Here is a 13,287-nt window from a genome sequence, read left to right as displayed (position 1 = left end):
CCCGACCGTCTCAGCCGGCGCGGGGCGCGGGCGGCTGCGCCGGTGCGAGCGCCGTCAGCACGCGCGGGTCCGTGAACACCACGTTGTGCGCGACCCGGCCGCCGGTGACCGTGAGGACCTGCACGGAGTGCAGCCGGTGCCCGCCGCCCGGCTCCGGGGCGTACGCGACGAGCGCGGGCTGCCCGTTGGCCGTGCCGGAGCGCGTGCGCCAGCCGGTGCCACGGAGCCGGAACACCCGCTCCATGAACAGGCCGTAGTCGCCTCGGCCCCGGTACCACAGCGGCAGCGGCGGCATCTCCAGCACCGCGTCGTCGGTGAGCAGCCGCACCAGCGCGGGTACGTCGGCCGCCTCGAACGCCTGCTGATACCTCAGGACCGCCGCCCGCACCTCCGGATCGTCCGGCTCGCTCACCTCGTCCGCCCCGCCCGCCCCCGCGAGCGCGGCGCGCGCCCGCTGCAGCGCGCTGTTCACGGCCGCCACCGAGGTCTCCAGCTGGTCGGCGACCTCGGCGGCACTGAACTCCAGCACCTCGCGCAGCACCAGCACGGCCCGCTGCCGCGCCGGCAGCACCTGCCACGCCGCCACCAGCGCGAGCCGCAGATCCGCGCGCGCCTCCACGTCGTAGCGCGCGTCCGGGAACGGCTCCAGCCACGGCACGTCGAGCGCCGGCGTGAGCGGCGCCTCCGGATCGGCACCGGGCGCCCCGAGCCCCGACGGCAACGGCCGCCGCACCCGCCCCTGGAGCGCCGTCAGGCACACGTTGGTCGCGATCCGGTACAGCCAGGTCCGTACGGAGGCCCGCGCGGCGTCGTAGCGCTCACGGGCCTTCCAGGCCCGCAGCATGGTCTCCTGCACCAGGTCCTCGGCCTCGTGGAACGAGCCCAGCATCCGATAGCAGTACGCCACCAACTCGCCCCGGTACGGCTCGAAGTCCATCCGCCCATCATGCCCGCGGGGTACGACAGCGGGGCACGCACGCGTGGGGGCCGGTCCGGTCTCCCGACCCGACCGGCCCCCGTACGGCCGTCCTACAGACGGGCGGCCCGCGCTACAGCAGCCCGTCCCACATCTGCTCCAGCAGCACCGACCACCAGCTCTCCGGCGAGCCGAGCGCCGCCGGGTCCAGGGAGGCCAGCTGGGCCTGGAAGTCGACGGTCCAGCGGCCCGCCTGCTCCTGGTTCAGGCCGAACCTGAGCCGCCACATCCGGCCCAGCAGGGCCAGGCAGCGGGCGAACTCCGGGAGCCCCGTGTTGACGAACTGCGGCGGCACGGACGCCCCGCCCGGCCCCGCCTCCACGGGCACGGCCACGATGTTCGCGGTGCCGTACTGCACACAGACCGCCTTGCCGAAGTCGGTCCCCATGACGAGGTACGACGCGGCGTCCGGCGCCGGCTGCAACCCGCGCTCCTGCGCCAGCTCCGCCAGCGTCGGCACCGGACGGCCCGGCTGCGCCTGCGCCCAGAAGAACGGCCCCATGTCCAGCGGCAGTCCAGCCGCGACCAGGGTGTGCGCCACGATCGGCGGCACCCCCTGCCGCGACACCGCCGCCTGCTCGAACCGGAACACGCCGGGACCGAACGCCGCCGCCAGCTCCTGCGCGATCGCCTCCGGCGGGACCGGCGGCGCCGCCTGCACCTGCGGCAGCGGCGCCCGCACCGGCGCGGGCCGCGCGGGACCGGCCGCCACCTGGTGCAACTCGCCCTGGTGCGCCAGCAACTGGCGCATCCCCTGCTGCCGGCTCGCGTGGTCCGTCCCGTACGGCGCGATGCTCGCCAGCCGCGCCTGCGGCCACTGCTCCCGGATCATCCGCGCGCAGTAGGCACCCGGCAGCTCGCAGGACTCCAGCTCCGTGTGCAGCTCCAGCACCTGGTCCGGCGGCACGTTCATCGCCCGCAGCTCGTGGAAGATCTGCCACTCCGGGTGCGGGGTGCCCGGCGCCGAACGCCGGATCAGCTGCTGCTCCGAGCCGTCCTGCGCGCGGTAGCGCAGCACCGCCTGGTATCCGGGGCCGACCGTCGGCTGCCCCTGCTGCGGCGGGTAGCCGTACGCGGGCGGCTGCTGCCCGGGGGCGGGCTGCCCCGGCAAGGGCTGACCCTGTACGGGCTGACCGGGCAGGGGCTGACCGGGCACGGGCTGGCCAGGAGGCGGCGGCATCGCACCGGCCGGCCTCGGGGGCGGCATCTGCGCGGCGCCCGGCGGCATGCCGGGGGCACCCGGAGCTCCCACCGGAGGCGCGGACAGCACGGTCTCGGCGCGGTGCACCGCCGGTCCGCCCGGGCCGGCGGCGGCGCCCTGCGCACCACTAGGCGCGGGAGGCGTGCCAGGGGCGCCCGGAGCGTGCGGTGCGCCGTGGGCGAAAGGCGCGCCCAGGGCGCTGTTCGGGGGCTGGGGTGCGCCCGGCGCGAGTGGAACACCGGGGGCGCCCGGAGGCTGCTGCGCGCCCCCGCCCATCCCGCTCGGGTCGGCCAGCATCGTGGCCGCGCGATGAACGTCGCCCGGAGGCGTGCCACCCGGAGTGCCCGGCGCACCGTGCGACCTGGGGGCGCCCGGCGGAGTCTGCGCGCCCGGCACCTGCGCCGCGCCCGCACCGGCCGGGCCATCAGGTCCCTTGGGACCCAACGCCGACACCACCTGCGTCGGTGCGTACCCGCCCACCGGCGCGGGCGGCGCGCCCGGCGCGGGCGGCTGAGGCGTGCCCCCTGGGTGGGCGCCCGGCGCTCCCGGCGCTCCCGGGGCGCCCGGCGGCGGAGGCGGCGCACCGGCCCCACCACGCGCCCTGCGCGGCGGCGGTGCGGCCTTGCTCGTCGCGGCGTCCGCGATGTCACTGGCGTTGGGCGCGAGAGGCCGTCCCGGAGCGGCCGGGCCCGCGGGATTCGCCGGATTCGCCGGAGGCCGGGGCGCGCCCGGAGCACCGGCCGGTGCCTGCGGATAGCCGTAGCCCGGGGCGGCCGGCGCCTGCGGATAGCCGTAGGAGGGCGCGGGCGGGGTCGCGGGCGCACCCGGGGCCGCCGGTCCCTGCGGGTAGCCGTACGGCGGGGCGTCCTGCGGCGGCCGCGGCGGCGTACCGCCCTGCGGCGCACCGCCCGGCACGCCCGGCGCACCCGGCACGCGCCGCACGCCCGGCGCACCCGAATCGTCGAGCGCCGGAGACTCCGCCGTGCGGGGCAGCTGGCTGCCCCCCGACATCAGCGCCGTCTCGGCGTCTCCCAGGGCACCGTCGTCGGCATCGCTCAGCGGCGGCGCGAACACCGTCGCGGGCAACGGGACGGAACGGTCCTCACCGGCATCGGCGTTCGTGTCGGTGCCGGCCCAAGGAGTCGCACCGGCGGGCACGTTGTGCACGCCCGGCGCCCCAGGCGCACCCGGCGCGCTCGACGGACCCTGCGCCCCGCCGGCCGCACCCGCTCCGGCCGGCGGCCAGGAAGGACCACCACCGCCCGCCGGACCGGCCCCACCGGCAGCCGCCGGCACCCCGGCCTGTGTCTCGGCAAGCCCGGCGGAGCCCGCGCCCACGCCTGCGCCTGCGCCGAAGCCGGCACCAGCACCAGCACCAGCACCAGCACCAGCACCAGCACCAGCCGACGCCCCGTCACTCCCCGGGCGCCGATCCTGAATGCCCAGCTTGTCCGCCGCCTCCTGGAGCCACTCCGGGGGGCTCAACAGGAACGACGTCTGGTTCAGGTCCACCCGGACGGCAGGCGCCGGCACCGCGTCGGCGATCTCCGCCTCACGGCCGTACTCCTCCTCGTACCGGCGGATCACCTCGCCCACCGGCAGCGCCGGCCACAGCGTGGCCTCACCGCTGTCCCGGGCGATGACCAGCCGCTGCCCGCCCGCGTCCGAGCGCGGGCCCTCCGCACGGTCCTCGCCCCACACCACGAACCCGAGGCCGAACTCCCGTACCCGCACCTCGCGATGCTGGTACGCGGGCACGTCGCCGTTGATCCACTCTTCGGCGCGCTCCTGCGCCTGCGCGAACGTCACCATGCCGGACCTCACTCCCCCGAGCCGACCGAAGCGGCACGCGCGAAACCACCGTCGACCATCAGGTTCGCCACCGTCTCCAACTCCGGCGGGGACCCCGCCAGCCGCGACAGGAACACGTCGAAGTCCTCGCCGCACGGCAGCAGCAGGCGCTCCACCCGCTCCGCCGGAGACCATCCCGGATCCACGTCACGCGCGTCGTCGTACGCGCAGAACCACACCGAACCCAGCCGGTCGCCCTTCACCTTCACCGCGAGCAGACCGCCCTGCACGAAGGTGACGCCCAGGTAGTCCTTGGTCAGGTGGTCGCGCAGGCACTTGTTGACGTACACGAGGTCGTTCACCGCGGCCTCGTCGCGGACCGTGAAGAACGGCTGGTCCAGCAGCAGCCCGAGGCCGGCGTCCAGGGCCGTGCCGACCGGCGCGCAGCCGCCCGCCGCCTTCAGGAAGGAGCGGTACGCACCCGGCAGCCGGTACCCGAGGTCCTCCTCGACCCCCTGCACCTGCGACTCCGACACGGCCACGCCCGACTTCGGCAGCCCGAAGTGCGCCGGACGCGTCTCCTGCAACGGCCGCGTGCCCCGCTTGCCCTGGTCCACCCGCGCGGTCGCCACCCCGCCGTGATGCCGCAGCAGCGCCTTCACCTCGACCGGGACCAGCTCCAGCCGCCGCGACCCCACCACGTGGTGCCACGTCCAGCCGTGCGGCGTCGCCACCGCCGGCACCGTGTCCCACAGCTCGTGGCCCGAAGCCGACAGCACCGCGTTCGCGGACACGAAGTCGGTCAGCCGCAACTCGTCGACCCCGAAACCCTCCGGCGGATCGGCGATCTCCACCGCCGCGCGCGCGTAGGGCGAGAAGTCGGGGTAGCCGCGCTCGTCGATCCGTACCCCTCTCGGGTGACGTGCCGCCCGGACCGGATCCGGGAAATGCACGACCTGCCCGGCATAGGCCACGTTCGGCGGCGCGGCTTGCTGCCCGAGCCGACCTGTCGTCATGACGGTTGCCCCCTGCGGCACTCTGTACGGACCGACACCACACCCCTGCGGCGCGCCACGGCCCGTATCCGGCTGTCTCTCCCACGTCGCAGACGCGTGACCGCGCCCATCGCGGTGCCGACAGCCTATGCGGTACACGAACCCCGGTCACCGGCCCTCCGGTTCCGTGACCAGCCGTCACCCCGCCGTGACAGCCTGCCCAAACCCGGGCGTGTCGCACCGCCCCAGCTACCGCACCCGCCACGGGATTTGGCAGTCTGTGACTTTCGGGGGGATGCCCGGGAGGGGAAGACGATCATGAACGCCACACAGACGGGACCGCACACCGCCATGCCCGGCGCCGCCCACGGCGCCTTCGACGGCGACCCCCGCATCGGCTGGAGCAGCAACGAAATACCTCCCGCGCCCACCCTGCAGCACCGCCGCGACGGCATTCTGCCCACCGTCGCCGCCGCTCTCTCCGTCCGCGGCGCCACCCTCACCGGCACCGCCGCCCGCGGCGACCAGCCGCCTCCGCTGCACCCGCTGGTCCAGGAGTTCCTCGACACCCTGCCCAGCGGACAACGCGACCGCTTCACCGGCCGCTGTGCCGAAGCCATCCTCATTTCACGCCACATCAGCGCGGCCGACGCCGCCCGCAGCAAACGTGCCCTGCGCAAACCCATGACCAACGGCGAAGCCCGCAAAGTCCTCAAGCAGGCCAAACTCACCGCTCGCCGGATACGCGAGGACGGCGACCCCCTGCACGGCAGCTTCGCCGCCCCCTGCCGGGCCTGCGCCGCCCTCACCGCCCACTTCGGCGTCCGCGTCGTCGACCCGACCACCGGCGACGCCTGACACACGCCCCCACGCACGGACCCGCGAACACCCGTACCCGCACCCGCACCCGCACCCGCACCCGCACCCGGACGATCGAAGGGCAGATGCACGCCGACCGCACCTCATCCCCCAGTCTCGGCCTCGCCCGGCCCGGGGGACCCACCTCGCGCTTCTCCGCGCCCGTCGACGCAGCCCTGCGCGCCGCCGGCTGGCAACCAGGACGCTGGGACATAAAACAGGCCGAGGTCTGGGCCGACGCCCTGCGCGAGCACGCCTCGCCCGCCGGACACCGGCACGCCGTCTTCCCCGCCGCGGTGGAGGCCTGGGCCGAGTTCGGCGGCCTGCACGTCACCCCCGCCGGCGCCGGCCGCCAGATCGCCCCCGCCACCCTCCATCTCGACCCCCTGCACGGCCTCCACCTCGCCCGCACCCTCGGCGACCTCGGCCGCGCCCTCGACACCGAGGTCTGTCCCCTCGGAGCGGAGACCGAGACCCACTCGCTCGTCGCCATCGACGCCGAGGGCCGGGTCTACACGCTCGACCACACCGGCGACTGGTACCTCGGCCCCGACATCGACCACGCCCTGACCGCCCTCATCGCAGGCGTCGAGCCCCAGCGCCTCACCACCAAGTCGTAGCCCCGGTCGCAGCCGACGGGTCAGGCCGCCACCCGGTCGCAGCCACCCGGTCGCAGCCACCCGGTCACAGCCACCCGGTCGCAGCCGTCGGGTCAGGTCGCCGGAATCACCGCCGACACCCGGAAGCCCCCGGCGTCGGTCGGACCCGACACGAACACGCCGCCCAGCCCCAGCACCCGCTCACGCATCCCGACCAGACCGTTCCCGCCCGACGGCAGCCTCGCCGACGCCGCCGAGGCCGGCTCCGGCGGCGGTTCGTTCTCCACCTGCATCGCGATCTCCGCCACCCGGTGCGCCAGCCGCACATGCGTCTTCGCGCCCGCCGCGTGCTTGTGGACGTTCGTCAGCGCCTCCTGCACCACCCGGAACGCCGTCTGCTCGATGACCGCCGCATAGGAGCGCGCGGAGCCCTCGACCGACAGATCCACCACCATCCCCGCCGCCGCCGACTGCCCGATCAGCACCTCGAGCTCGGACAGCCACGGTCCCTCCTCCGCCGCCACCCGCGAAGCCGCCGCCGCGGCCGCCACCCCCACCGCGGCCAGCGGCACCGAAGCGGACGACACCGAAGCCGAAGCCGAAGCCGAAGCCGAAGCCGGCGCGGGCCCGGGTGCCGCGAAGGTGCGCCGCTGCGGGGCCTCCCCCGAGCGCAGCACCCCCAGCATCTCCCGGAGTTCCGTCAGCGCCTGGCGCCCCATGTCCCCCACCAGCGCCGCGTTCCGCACCGCCTTCTCCGGGTCCTTGCGCGCCACCGCCTGCAACGCCGCCGCGTGCACCACCATCAACGACACCCGGTGCGCGACCACGTCATGCATCTCCCGCGCGATCCGCGTCCGCTCCTCGCCGCGCGCCCACTCCGCCCGTTCCTCCGCCCGCTCCGCGAGCAGCTGGAGCTCCCGCTCCAGGCTGTCCGCCCGCTCCCGCAGGCTCTCCATCAGCCGCCGGCGCTGCCCCACGTACAGTCCCAGCAGCATCGGCGGAGCGGTCAGGCCCAGCGAGGTGGTCACCGCCGCGAAGGGGACGAACCAGTCGCCCAGCGTCAGGTCCCCCCGCGCCATGTCCTGCTTCACCCGCACGAATGTCACGATCATCGTCCCGACCAGCGACATCCCCGCGAGCGCCACGATGATCCGGCGCGGCAGCTCCGCCGCGGCGAGGGTGTACAGGCCGACGATGCCCATGAGGAAGCCCATCTGGGCCGGTGTGATCGCGATCGCGACCAGCACCACGGCGATCGGCCACTTCCGGCGCAGCACCAGTACGGAACCGGCCAGCAGACCGAACACGATCCCCGCCGACAGCGGGATTCCCGCGTCCCGCGCGAACGGGATGCCCTCCGCGGCGCACTCCAGCGCCGACACCAGTGCGAGCCCCACGTCCAGAACCGCACTACGCCACCGCGACCACCACCACGGCCCGGTGAAGGCCGTCGCGTGGTCTGCCCCCGTCGTGGTCATGCCTCCAGCCTACGGGCGCGAGGGTGGGCTTTTCCGGTGAGTTTCGTCTACTCGCCTACACCACACTCCGTAACCGAACAACACCAAAACCCCCGCGTATCCCTCGAACTGCGGAACCACGCACGTTAGAACCCGGACCGGAGCATTCCGCCCGGACGGTATGTGCGGGGCGTATCCGGGCGGCGGCCGGCGGGACTTCGAGAGCCCGAAGAGGCCTCGAACGCGCGGCGGCACGGCGGAAAGCCACGGCATCCGCCGGGGAGTTGCCGGACCGGGAACCGCGACCGGGGACAGAGGCAGCGCGGCCCCACTTGTACCGTCGCATGGAAGGCGCCTGGTACGGCATAGTAGGAACCGCCGCTCGGCAACCTGACTAAATGTCCGGTTCAGTCGAGATTTTCCCCCGTGGTGTAATTGGCAGCACCGTGGCTTTTGGTGCCATTTGTCCGGGTTCGAGTCCTGGCGGGGGAGCCTCACCCGGTTCGGGCCCTGACAGCTCCGTCAGGGCCCGCTCCCATGTCCCCCACGAAACGCCCCGGTATCCTGCGGATGTCACCCCCACCCATCCAAAAAGCCGAAGGGCAACTCCGTGAGCGCCATTCGCCCGGCAGCCGTCGTCGTTCTCGCAGCGGGTGAGGGCACCCGTATGAAGTCGGCCACACCGAAGGTCCTGCATGAGATCTGCGGACGTTCCCTGGTGGGTCATGTGCTCGCCGCCTCCCGTGAGTTGAACCCCGAGAACCTGGTCGTCGTCGTCGGGCACGCGCGCGAGCAGGTCGCCGCGCACCTCGGTGAGGTGGACTCCGCCGTCCGTACCGCCGTGCAGGAGCGGCAGAACGGCACCGGGCACGCCGTGCGGATGGCGCTGGAGGAGCTGGGCGGGGCGGTCGACGGGACCGTGGTCGTGGTCTGCGGGGACACCCCGCTGCTGACCGGTCAGACACTGACGCGGCTCGCCGGGACGCATCACGGCGACGGCAACGCGGTGACCGTGCTGACCGCCGAGGTGCCGGACGCGACCGGTTACGGCCGTATCGTGCGCGACGCCGCCTCCGGCGAGGTGACGGCCATCGTGGAGCACAAGGACGCCTCCGCCGACCAGCGGGCGATCCGGGAGATCAACTCCGGGGTGTTCGCGTTCGACGGCCGGCTGCTGGCGGACGCGCTGGGGAAGGTGCGGACGGACAACAGCCAGGGCGAGGAGTACCTGACCGACGTGCTCGGGATCCTGCGGGAGGCCGGGCACCGGGTGGGGGCCTCGGTGGCCGGCGACCACCGGGAGATCGCCGGGATCAACAACCGGGTGCAGCTGGCGGAGGCGCGCCGCATCCTCAACGACCGGCTGCTGGAGCGGGCGATGCTGGACGGCGTGACCGTCGTCGACCCGGCCACGACGTGGGTCGACGTGACCGTGACCTTCGAGCAGGACGCCGTCGTCCACCCGGGCACGCAGCTGCTCGGTTCGACGCACCTGGCACAGGGCGCCGAGGTCGGGCCGAACACCCGGCTGAAGGACACCCGGGTGGGTGCCGGGGCGCGGGTGAACAACACGGTGTCCGATTCTGCCCATATCGGTGCGGACGCGTCTGTGGGACCGTACGCGTACCTGCGGCCGGGGACCCGGCTGGGGGCGAAGGGCAAGATCGGTACGTACGTGGAGACGAAGAACGCGTCGATCGGGGAGGGGACGAAGGTTCCGCACCTCTCCTATGTGGGTGACGCGACGATCGGCGAGTACTCGAACATCGGTGCGGCGAGCGTGTTCGTGAACTACGACGGCGAGAGCAAGCACCACACCACCGTCGGGTCGCACTGCAAGACGGGTTCGGACAACATGTTTGTGGCGCCTGTCACGATCGGGGACGGTGCGTACACCGCTGCCGGATCTGTGATCACGAAGGACGTGCCGCCCGGTTCGCTGGCCGTGGCCCGCGGTCAGCAGCGGAATATCGAGGGTTGGGTGGCCCGGAAGCGTCCGGGGAGTCCGGCGGCGACGGCCGCCGAAGCGGCTTCCCGGCGGGGCGCGAGCGAGGACTGACCGGAAACAGGTGCGCCGAAGACGTCGTACCGTGATAAGTGCACACCCGCACCTAACCAGCTGATTCGGCCTCCCGCGCCCGGCACTCAGGGCGCTGGAGATCCAGCTGTACGGCTGAGACACCTCTGAGGAGACAGTGCTGTGACCGGGTTCAAGACGACCGGCGAGAAGAAGATGATGTTCTTCTCCGGCCGCGCCCACCCCGAGCTTGCCGAGGAGGTCGCCCACCAGCTGGGTGTCGGGGTCGTCCCGACGAAGGCCTTCGACTTCGCGAACGGCGAGATCTACGTCCGCTACCAGGAGTCGGCGCGGGGTGCCGACTGCTTCGTGATCCAGAGCCACACGGCTCCGATCAACCAGTGGATCATGGAGCAACTGATCATGATCGACGCACTGAAGCGTGCGTCGGCGCGGTCCATCACCGTGATCGTGCCCTTCTACGGTTACGCGCGGCAGGACAAGAAGCACCGCGGCCGTGAACCGATCTCGGCGCGGCTGATCGCGGATCTGATGAAGACGGCGGGTGCCGACCGGATCCTGACCGTGGATCTGCACACGGACCAGATCCAGGGCTTCTTCGACGGCCCGGTGGACCACCTGTTCGCGCTTCCGCTGCTCGCGGACTACGTCGGCGCGAAGGTGGACAAGGACAAGCTGACGATCGTGTCCCCGGACGCCGGCCGGGTCCGGGTGGCCGACCGCTGGTGCGACCGGCTCGGCGCGCCGCTCGCCATCGTGCACAAGCGGCGCGACAAGGACGTGGCGAACCAGGTGACCGTCCACGAGGTCGTGGGTGAGGTCAAGGGCCGGGTGTGCGTCCTGGTCGACGACATGATCGACACGGGTGGCACGATCTGCGCGGCGGCCGACGCGCTCTTCGCGCACGGCGCGGAGGACGTCATCGTGACGGCGACGCACGGTGTGCTGTCGGGTCCGGCGGCGGACCGGCTGAAGAACTCGCGGGTGAGCGAGTTCGTGCTGACGAACACGCTGCCGACGCCGGGCGAGCTGAGCCGGGATCTGGACAAGATCACGGTGCTGTCGATCGCGCCGACGATCGCGAGTGCGGTGCGCGAGGTGTTCGAGGACGGTTCGGTGACGAGCCTCTTCGACGAGCAGTGAGTTTCGCGCCGTAAGCACCGTGCAGTGAGGTTTCTGCACAGCCCGCGGTGATCGTTTTGGGTACGGCCTCCACCTCCGAGTAGACTGCTGCAGTTGCTCGGCGAGGGAGGCCGTACCTGTTCCGTACAGGTGTCGGCGGTCCGTTATCGACGCGCTCTTCGTAGCAGGCCGTTCGTGGCCGGGTGACCACGTCCGTTTCTACCTCTACGAGGAGTGATCACCATGTCCGAGGTAAAGATCTCCGCCGAGACCCGCAGCGAGTTCGGCAAGGGTGCCGCGCGCCGTATCCGCCGTGACAGCAAGGTCCCCGGTGTCCTGTACGGCCACGGTTCGGACCCGATCCACCTGACCCTCCCGGGCCACGACCTGCTGCTCGCGCTGCGTACGCCGAACGTCCTGATCTCCCTGGACATCGACGGCAAGTCCAACGAGCTGGCGATCCCGAAGTCCGTGGTGCGCGACCCGATCAAGGGCTACCTGGAGCACGTCGACCTGCTGCTGGTCAAGCGCGGCGAGAAGGTCACGGTCGAGATCCCGGTGCACACCGAGGGCGAGCTGGCCGCCGGCGGCAACCTGCTGGAGCACGTGCTGAACGCGCTGCCGGTCGAGGCCGAGGCCACCCACATCCCCGAGGCCGTCACCGTCTCGATCGAGGGCCTGGAGGCCGGCGCCTCCGTCCTCGCCAAGGACATCACCCTGCCGTCCGGCGCGACCCTGGCCGTCGACGAGGACGCGGTCGTCCTCCAGGTCCTGGCCGCGCAGGCCGAGGAAGCCGCCGAGGGCGAGGGTGCGGCCGAGGAAGCGGCGGAGGCCTGAGCCGTCGGTTCAGGTGCCGTCTGCTGAGCAGGCGCCCGGCGCTGGTGGCTGTGCCCACCCTCCCCCACGCTCGGCTTCGCTCGCGCGGGGGGACCCCCATCGCCTTGCGGAACGCCTGCCCACAGCAGTAGCAGTAACTATGCGGCAAGCATTGAGCAACGGTCAGCCGCCGTTCCCCCGGGAGCGGCGGCTGGCGCGTATCAAGGAGACATGAACGTGACCACCCCCGCCAACGCCCCCTGGCTGATCGTCGGGCTCGGTAATCCCGGGCCCGAGTACGCGATGAACCGGCACAACGTCGGGTTCATGGTCGTGGACCTGCTCGCCGGGCGGATCGGGGGCAAGTTCAAGCGGGCCGGGAAGGCGCAGGCGCAGGTCGTGGAGGGGCGGCTCGGGGCGCCCGGGCCCGAGAACCGGCGGGTGATCCTGGCGAAGCCGATGTCGTTCATGAATCTCTCCGGCGGCCCCGTCAACGCGCTGCGCGACTTCTACAAGGTGCCGCTCGCCAATGTCGTCGCGATCCACGACGAGCTGGACATCGACTACGGCGTGCTCCGGCTCAAGCTGGGCGGCGGCGACAACGGGCACAACGGGCTGAAGTCGATGACGAAGGCGATGGGCCCGGACTATCACCGGGTGCGGTTCGGGATCGGGCGCCCTCCGGGTCGTATGCAGGTCGCCGACTTCGTGCTGAAGGACTTCTCCTCGGCCGAGCGCAAGGAACTGGACTACTTCGTGGACCGGGCCTCCGACGCGGTGGAGGCGCTGGTCACCGAGGGGCTGGAGCGGGCGCAAAGCACGTACAACTCCTGACTTGTCCCCCACGGCAGTTGACCGGCCGTAGGGACATGGCCAATGATCCCGGCCATGCCTGCTGCCTCCGCCGCCTCCTCCCGTGCGGCCTCGGTCAACGCGTTGCGTGTCCTGTCGATGGGCGCGGTCGCCGTGCTGATCCTGGTCGCCGGGGTGTGGGGGTCCTGGGGCACCGCCCAGGACGTGATGCTCACCAGGGGCAAGGAGCAGGGCACCGTCAAGGTGACGGCGTGCGGGGACGACACCTGCACGGGGCCGTTCACGCCCGTCTCGGCCGGTGCGTCGAAGCGCGCGAGTGTCGTCATCGGCAAGTCGGTCGCGGTGCGCAAGGGGCAGACGTACGACGTGATCGTGAAGCCCGGTACCAGTGATGTGGTGCGGTCGGGCCCCGCGGGGATCCTGTACGCCTGGGTGCCGCTCGGCGGTGCACTGCTGCTGGCGTCCGTGGTGGTGGCCGGGGGGCTGCGGCTGACGCGGGTGGGGTGGCTGCTGGGGGGGTCGGGGATCGCGCTGCTGACGGTGGCGTTCGCCGCGCTGCAGTGAGACGGCCAGGTGAGACCGGGTGAGACGACAGGTGCCCCGGGGCGTACGCCCCGGGGC

General features: G+C 72.7%; 11 protein-coding genes and 1 tRNA gene. 8 read left to right on the top strand and 4 right to left on the bottom strand.

The window, feature by feature from the left end; all coding sequences use genetic code 11:
• Nucleotides 1-10 precede the first annotated feature (10 nt).
• From ACFWPQ_RS29105 to ACFWPQ_RS29095, 3 genes are all read right to left on the bottom strand, one after another.
• Nucleotides 11-937: an RNA polymerase subunit sigma-70 gene (locus ACFWPQ_RS29105; protein WP_384040963.1), complete on the bottom strand. Its 927-nt coding sequence runs from the start codon at nt 935-937 to the stop codon at nt 11-13.
• Between the two features lie 112 nt (nt 938-1,049).
• Nucleotides 1,050-3,989 carry an SUKH-4 family immunity protein gene (locus ACFWPQ_RS29100; RefSeq protein ID WP_384040960.1) on the bottom strand — a complete coding sequence of 980 codons (2,940 nt, stop codon included), beginning with the start codon at nt 3,987-3,989 and terminating at the stop codon, nt 1,050-1,052.
• A gap of 8 nt (nt 3,990-3,997) precedes the next feature.
• Entirely contained in the window at nt 3,998-4,984 is a 987-nt protein-coding gene (locus tag ACFWPQ_RS29095) for an HNH endonuclease (protein ID WP_361287071.1), read from the bottom strand.
• A 297-nt stretch (nt 4,985-5,281) separates the two neighbouring features.
• Between ACFWPQ_RS29095 and ACFWPQ_RS29090 the strand changes: the two genes are divergently transcribed.
• Together ACFWPQ_RS29090 and ACFWPQ_RS29085 are read left to right on the top strand one after the other, a co-directional pair.
• Nucleotides 5,282-5,821 carry a YwqJ-related putative deaminase gene (locus tag ACFWPQ_RS29090; protein ID WP_384040956.1) on the top strand — a complete coding sequence of 180 codons (540 nt, stop codon included), beginning with the start codon at nt 5,282-5,284 and terminating at the stop codon, nt 5,819-5,821.
• A gap of 86 nt (nt 5,822-5,907) precedes the next feature.
• Nucleotides 5,908-6,441, top strand: a complete 534-nt coding sequence (locus ACFWPQ_RS29085; RefSeq protein WP_384040953.1) for an SUKH-3 domain-containing protein — start codon at nt 5,908-5,910, stop codon at nt 6,439-6,441.
• Between the two features lie 92 nt (nt 6,442-6,533).
• Here ACFWPQ_RS29085 and ACFWPQ_RS29080 read toward each other — a convergent pair whose 3' ends face one another.
• The gene (locus ACFWPQ_RS29080; protein WP_384040950.1) at nt 6,534-7,898 is read right to left on the bottom strand and encodes a sensor histidine kinase; all 1,365 of its coding nucleotides are present in this window, start codon (nt 7,896-7,898) and stop codon (nt 6,534-6,536) included.
• A 399-nt stretch (nt 7,899-8,297) separates the two neighbouring features.
• On the opposite strand from ACFWPQ_RS29080, the gene ACFWPQ_RS29075 reads away from it, so the two are divergent.
• The 6 genes from ACFWPQ_RS29075 to ACFWPQ_RS29050 all read left to right on the top strand — a co-directional run bounded on the left by ACFWPQ_RS29075 (nt 8,298) and on the right by ACFWPQ_RS29050 (nt 13,230).
• Nucleotides 8,298-8,369: transfer RNA gene (locus ACFWPQ_RS29075), tRNA-Gln, on the top strand.
• A 118-nt stretch (nt 8,370-8,487) separates the two neighbouring features.
• Nucleotides 8,488-9,936 carry a bifunctional UDP-N-acetylglucosamine diphosphorylase/glucosamine-1-phosphate N-acetyltransferase GlmU gene (gene glmU / locus ACFWPQ_RS29070; RefSeq protein ID WP_384040947.1) on the top strand — a complete coding sequence of 483 codons (1,449 nt, stop codon included), beginning with the start codon at nt 8,488-8,490 and terminating at the stop codon, nt 9,934-9,936.
• A gap of 141 nt (nt 9,937-10,077) precedes the next feature.
• On the top strand, nt 10,078-11,058 hold the full coding sequence (locus tag ACFWPQ_RS29065) for a ribose-phosphate diphosphokinase (protein ID WP_362596192.1): 981 nt from the start codon (nt 10,078-10,080) through the stop codon (nt 11,056-11,058).
• A gap of 222 nt (nt 11,059-11,280) precedes the next feature.
• Nucleotides 11,281-11,874 carry a 50S ribosomal protein L25/general stress protein Ctc gene (locus ACFWPQ_RS29060; protein WP_384040943.1) on the top strand — a complete coding sequence of 198 codons (594 nt, stop codon included), beginning with the start codon at nt 11,281-11,283 and terminating at the stop codon, nt 11,872-11,874.
• Between the two features lie 210 nt (nt 11,875-12,084).
• Entirely contained in the window at nt 12,085-12,687 is a 603-nt protein-coding gene (gene pth, locus ACFWPQ_RS29055; protein ID WP_384040940.1) for an aminoacyl-tRNA hydrolase, read from the top strand.
• A 54-nt stretch (nt 12,688-12,741) separates the two neighbouring features.
• Nucleotides 12,742-13,230 (top strand): hypothetical protein, encoded by a 489-nt coding sequence (locus tag ACFWPQ_RS29050; RefSeq protein ID WP_384040938.1) that lies wholly within the window; start codon nt 12,742-12,744, stop codon nt 13,228-13,230.
• Nucleotides 13,231-13,287: the final 57 nt, after the last annotated feature.

Source organism: Streptomyces sp. NPDC058464 (assembly GCF_042721035.1).
Taxonomy (GTDB): Bacteria; Actinomycetota; Actinomycetes; order Streptomycetales; family Streptomycetaceae; genus Streptomyces.
This window is presented reverse-complemented; position numbering and strand designations above follow the sequence as displayed.

Coding starts and splice junctions, on each gene's coding strand:
- ACFWPQ_RS29090 (WP_384040956.1), top strand. CDS start 5,282: ATGAACGCCACACAGACGGGACCGCACACCGCCATGCCCGGCGCCGCC.
- ACFWPQ_RS29060 (WP_384040943.1), top strand. CDS start 11,281: ATGTCCGAGGTAAAGATCTCCGCCGAGACCCGCAGCGAGTTCGGCAAG.
- ACFWPQ_RS29080 (WP_384040950.1), bottom strand. CDS start 7,898: ATGACCACGACGGGGGCAGACCACGCGACGGCCTTCACCGGGCCGTGG.
- ACFWPQ_RS29100 (WP_384040960.1), bottom strand. CDS start 3,989: ATGGTGACGTTCGCGCAGGCGCAGGAGCGCGCCGAAGAGTGGATCAAC.
- ACFWPQ_RS29085 (WP_384040953.1), top strand. CDS start 5,908: ATGCACGCCGACCGCACCTCATCCCCCAGTCTCGGCCTCGCCCGGCCC.
- ACFWPQ_RS29105 (WP_384040963.1), bottom strand. CDS start 937: ATGGACTTCGAGCCGTACCGGGGCGAGTTGGTGGCGTACTGCTATCGG.
- ACFWPQ_RS29050 (WP_384040938.1), top strand. CDS start 12,742: ATGCCTGCTGCCTCCGCCGCCTCCTCCCGTGCGGCCTCGGTCAACGCG.
- pth (WP_384040940.1), top strand. CDS start 12,085: ATGAACGTGACCACCCCCGCCAACGCCCCCTGGCTGATCGTCGGGCTC.
- ACFWPQ_RS29095 (WP_361287071.1), bottom strand. CDS start 4,984: ATGACGACAGGTCGGCTCGGGCAGCAAGCCGCGCCGCCGAACGTGGCC.